Genomic DNA, 4778 nt, shown 5'->3' with positions numbered 1-4778 from the left:
GCCTGCTCCCCGCGCACGCGGGGATGGACCCGGCTACCGCGACCTCACTCGTAACGCCATTGCCTGCTCCCCGCGCACGCGGGGATGGACCCCGCATATACGGGGAACGCAACCCAAACCCCAACTGCTCCCCGCGCACGCGGGGATGGACCCCTGACCCCCTCGATGCGAACCAAGTAGGCGTCGCTCCCCGAGCCGGCGGGGGTCGGGCCCGAACACCGAGGGCCCGGGCACGGTTCACGTGCCCGGGCCCTCGACCATCACCTCAGTTGATCAGTCCCAAGAAGGTGGGCAGCCACAGGGAGAACTGCGGGACGAACACCACCAGGAACAGCGCCACCAGGATCGCGACGAAGAACGCCCACAGGCGACTGATCACGGGTTCGATCCGAAGACGTGCCACCCTCGCGCCCACGAACAGCACGTTGCCCACCGGCGGCGTGATCACCCCCAGGGAAAGGTTCATCACGACCATCACGCCGAAGTGCACCGGGTCGATCCCGAACTCCTGCACGATCGGCAGGAAGATCGGCACGAAGATGAGGATCGCCGGGGTCGGGTCCATGAAGGTGCCGATGACGAGCAGGACGATCATCATCAGCAGCAGGATGACCACGTCACTCTCGGTGAACCCGAGGACGAAGCCGGAGATCACCTCCGGGATGCGCGCGAACGACATGACGAACGCCAGCACCGTGGACACCCCGACCAGGAGCATCACGATGGCGGTGGTCCGACCGGCGTCCATGAGGATCTGCGGCAGGTCCGTGAACCTGATCGACCGGTAGATCGCCGAGAGCACCAGGCAGTACACGACGGCGATGGAGGCCGACTCGGTGGCGGTGAAGAACCCGGTGAGGATTCCGCCCACCACGATGACGATCATCAGCAGGGACGGCACCGCGCGCCAGATCACGACCAGGCCCTGGGCCAGGCCCACCCGCTCGTCGGTACGCAGCCGTCCGGGCCGGCGGCGCGCGTACAGGTACACCACGACCATGCAGGCCAGGATCCACAGCAGCCCCGGCACCACACCGGCCATGAACAGCGCGGCGATGGAACTGCCCGAGACCAGCGCGTAGACGATGAAGGTGTTGGACGGCGGGATCAGCATCCCGGCGGGTGCCGAGGCGATGTTCACGGCGGCGCCGAACCGGCGGTCGTAACCCTCCTGGGCCATGCGCGGACCCATCACCGTGCCCACCGCGGCCGCGGAGGCGACGGCCGCGCCGGACACCGACCCGAACAGGCCGTTGGCCACGACGTTGGTCTGGGCCATGGAGGCCGGCATGCGTCCCGTCACGACCTTGGCGGCGTCCACCAGCCTTCCGGCGATCCCCCCGTTGTTCATGATGACGCCCGCCAGGACGAACAACGGGATCGCCAGGAGCGGGAACGAGTTGATGCCGGAGAACACCTGTTGGGCGCTGACCAGGGCCGCCTGTTCGAGGCCGATCAGCGGGATGGCGGCCAGGAAGGCCGCGAGGCCGATGACCACGGCGATCGGCACGGACAAGGCGATGCCGATGACGATACCGACCAGCAGAATGAGTCCGGCGAGGGCTGCGGGATCCATCAGGTGTCCTTTCCGGTGCTGTTCTCGGCCCCGTCCTCAGGGGAACCGGGAGACGGGTCGACCTCCGCCAGCAGCACGCTGTCGGGGACGTACTGCTCCTGCCGGATCTCCGGGTCGTCATCGACGACGTCGGCGTAGGGCTCCTCCACGCCCGTCGACAGACCTCGGATGTGGTGGAGGGCGTAGAACGTCACCAGCACACCGGTGATCGGCATCGCCAGGTACATGTGCCCGTAGGTGAAGGGCAACGCGCTCAGCTGCTGGCTCCACGCGTTCTGAGCCGCGGCCCAGCCGCCCCAGGCGAGGATGACCAGGGCGAAGGCCATGACGACGATCTGCACTCCGATGGCGACGGACCTTTCGATCCCCGCCGGGGTCTTGCGGGCGAGGTACTCGACGGCGATGTGACCGCGTTCGCCGAACACGTACGCCGAGGCGAACAGACCCAGCCACACGAAGGACATCCGAGCGCCCTCGTCGGTCCAGGTCGCGGGGTCGCCCAGGACCTGACGGCTGAACACCTGCCACACGACGATCAGCGCCAGGAGTGCGAAGAGCACGACGATGATCCAATAGAGACAGGCGTCGAGGAACTTCTTCAACGACTCCACGGAGACCTCCGATCGGGGATGTGGGACCTGCTGGAACGCTTCACTCCGCGGCCTCGCGCGCGGCGTCGTGGAGTTCGCGCTGCGTGTCGGTGACGACGAACTCGTCCACCAGACCGTCCAGTGCCTCGGCGAACGAGGCCTCGTCCACCTGGTGGAACTCGGCGCCGTCGGCCTCGGCGCCCGCGATGGCCTCCTCCGTGGCCTCGGCCCACAGCACGGCGTGCTCTTCGTAGGCGGCCGTCCATCCCTCGTCGAAGGCGGCGCGCTGCTCGTCGTTCAACCCGGCCAGCGCGTCGGAGTTGATGATCAGGTAGTCCAACCCGATCAGGTGTTCGGTGTAGGACCAGTACGGCGCCACCTCGTAGTGGCGCTGGGTGAAGTAGGAGACCTCGTTGTTCTCCGCCGCGTCCACGACCCCCGCCTGGAGCCCGGTGTAGAGCTCGCCGTACACCATCGGAGCGGCCGAACCTCCGAGCGCTTCGGCGATGGCGACGTTGAGCGGGGACTCCTGCACGCGGATGTTGGAGCCGGACAGGTCGTCGGGCGTCTGGACGGGGCCGTCCGCCGTGTACACGCTGCGGGCGCCCTGGGTGAAGCCGCCCACCACCGTCAGGTCGTGGTCCTCCTCCAGGGAGGAGTACAACCCACCGGTGATCTCGGGATCGTGGACGACGTCCATCTGGTGGTCGATGTCGTCGAAGACCCTGGGCACGTTGAACGCGATGAAGTCCTGGTTCAGGTTCTCCAGTTGGGCGCCGGAGACGATGGCCATGTCCACGGCCCCGCTCGACACCAGTTGCAGCACCTCGGCCTGCCCGCCCAACGTCTCGTTGGGGTAGATGTCCAGGTTCACTCCGTCGGCGTTCTCCCGCAGGTGGTCGCCGAAGTGGTCCAGCGCGGTGAACGAGGGGTGCTCCTCCGACTGGTTCAGCGCCAGGCGCAGGGTCCGTTCACCCGCGGGGTCACCGGAATCGGCGCCGCCCCCGCAGGAGGCCAGTGCCAGGGTCGTCGCCACGGAGGCGGCGGCGACCAGGCATGTTCTGCCATGTGTGCTCACTGTCGGTTTCCCGTCCTTGGTCGCTTCGCGCCGGTGGCGTTCGAAGATCTCAGTCATGGTCGGTCACCCTCGAACCGCGCAGGAGCAGCAAGGCGCCACCGACCAGCACCAGCCCGACGGTGCCCCAGAGGAACCAAGGCGACGACAGGCCGGCCTTCTCCTCGTAGGTCAGACCGAAGCCGTACTCGTACAGGGCGCCGTCGTCGGTCTCGGCGTAACCGGGGGCGTCACTGTCCTGTTGCGTGATCGCTTCGGGGGTGCCGGCCAGGGCGAAGGGCATCCGGCCTTGGGGCGCGTGGTCCCCGGACAGCACGTCCATCAGCGCGGTGTCGCCCACCCCGAACCCGGCGATGATGGCGCCGGCGTCACGGAGCCCGCTCTCCTCGTCCAGGACGTAGGGCTGGCGGAAGTACACGTGCAGGATCACCTTGCTCGGGTCCTCGACCTCGGCCATGACCTCCCGCACCGACTCCAGGGACGGCTCGACCACCCAGGAGTCGGTTTCGGACATGCCGGTGAAGTCCAGTACGGACGACTCCCAGGGGTAGGAGCCCCCGAACCCGAGACCGTCGTCGGTGCACTCCTCGGCCCCCGACGTCACGCAGGTGTCGGCGGCGCCGTAGGGGCTCTCGCCGTCCAACCCCTCGATCCCGTCGATCACGCCGGGATTGATGTGGTCCTCGTTGAGACCGAGGTCCTCGTCGTCACTGACGTAGTCCTCGGCGTCGGTCCGGGCGGTCAGCGAGATGATCGCGTAGTCGCTGTCGGCCGCGCTGGGCCGCTCCTCGTCCTTCTCGACGTTTCCACTGGTGACGTCGTGTCCGTAGGAGGCGACGACGTCCTCGTCGAAGTCTCCCAACAGGTACAGGCTCGCCCCGTCCTCCAGCGGCAGGGTGGGGCCGTCGTCGGTGGTCTCGTTCTGGAGCAGGACCAGGGAGTCGCGTTGCGTCTGCAGACCGACCTCGCGGTTCTCCTCGGAGCCGATCGTGGCGGTGGCGACCTCCGGGTCGACGTAGGGGTTCTCGAACAGGCCCATCAGGAACATCGGGGTGAGCAGCCGTTCGGCCGCCAGCTCGACCCGTTGTTCCGTGACGAGCCCCTCGTCGACCAGGTCGAGGATGACCTGGACGTCGTTGAAACCGGAAAGCGTGTCCGTGCCGGAGTTGATGGCGGCGGCGACCCTTTCCGGAACGGTCGCGTCCTCCAGCCCCCACGCGCGGTCGTTGATGATCCCGGTGTCGGAATTGACGTATCCGGAGAAACCCAGTCGCTCACGCAGGAGTTCGTCGACGATGTCGTCCGAGAAGGCGAAGCCCACCTCGTCGAATTCCTGTCCTTCGTGCGAGACGTCGACCGGTACCCCGTAGTAGGGCATGATCGAGGAGACACCCGCGTCGATGGCGGTCTCGAACGGCAAAAGGTGATCGGCGAAACCGTCGGACGGGTAGACCTGGGCCTTGCCGAAGGAGTAGTGCGGGTCCAACCCCAGCCCCTGGGGGCCGCCTCCGGGGAAGTGTTTGAGGGTGAGCGCCAC

At 67.4% G+C, this 4778-nt stretch carries 4 protein-coding genes; all 4 read right to left on the bottom strand.

The window, feature by feature from the left end; genetic code table 11:
* Positions 1 to 265 precede the first annotated feature (265 nt).
* Positions 266 to 1576: a TRAP transporter large permease gene (locus K8V84_RS16465; RefSeq protein ID WP_304075876.1), complete on the bottom strand. Its 1311-nt coding sequence runs from the start codon at positions 1574 to 1576 to the stop codon at positions 266 to 268.
* Positions 1576 to 2187: a TRAP transporter small permease gene (locus K8V84_RS16460; RefSeq protein WP_304075874.1), complete on the bottom strand. Its 612-nt coding sequence runs from the start codon at positions 2185 to 2187 to the stop codon at positions 1576 to 1578. Before K8V84_RS16460 ends, K8V84_RS16465 begins: the two co-directional genes overlap by 1 nt.
* Positions 2188 to 2227: 40 nt before the next feature.
* Positions 2228 to 3301 (bottom strand): TRAP transporter substrate-binding protein, encoded by a 1074-nt coding sequence (locus K8V84_RS16455; protein ID WP_304075872.1) that lies wholly within the window; start codon positions 3299 to 3301, stop codon positions 2228 to 2230.
* Positions 3294 to 4778: glycoside hydrolase family 3 N-terminal domain-containing protein (locus K8V84_RS16450; RefSeq protein WP_304075870.1), on the bottom strand; the 1485-nt coding region annotated here is incomplete at its 5' end. The genes K8V84_RS16455 and K8V84_RS16450, both read right to left, overlap by 8 nt.

Source organism: Nocardiopsis listeri (assembly GCF_020741345.1).
GTDB classification, from domain to species: Bacteria; Actinomycetota; Actinomycetes; order Streptosporangiales; family Streptosporangiaceae; genus Nocardiopsis; species Nocardiopsis listeri_A.
The sequence above is the reverse complement of the archived record's forward strand: the minus strand, read 5'-3'. Positions and strand labels throughout refer to the sequence as shown.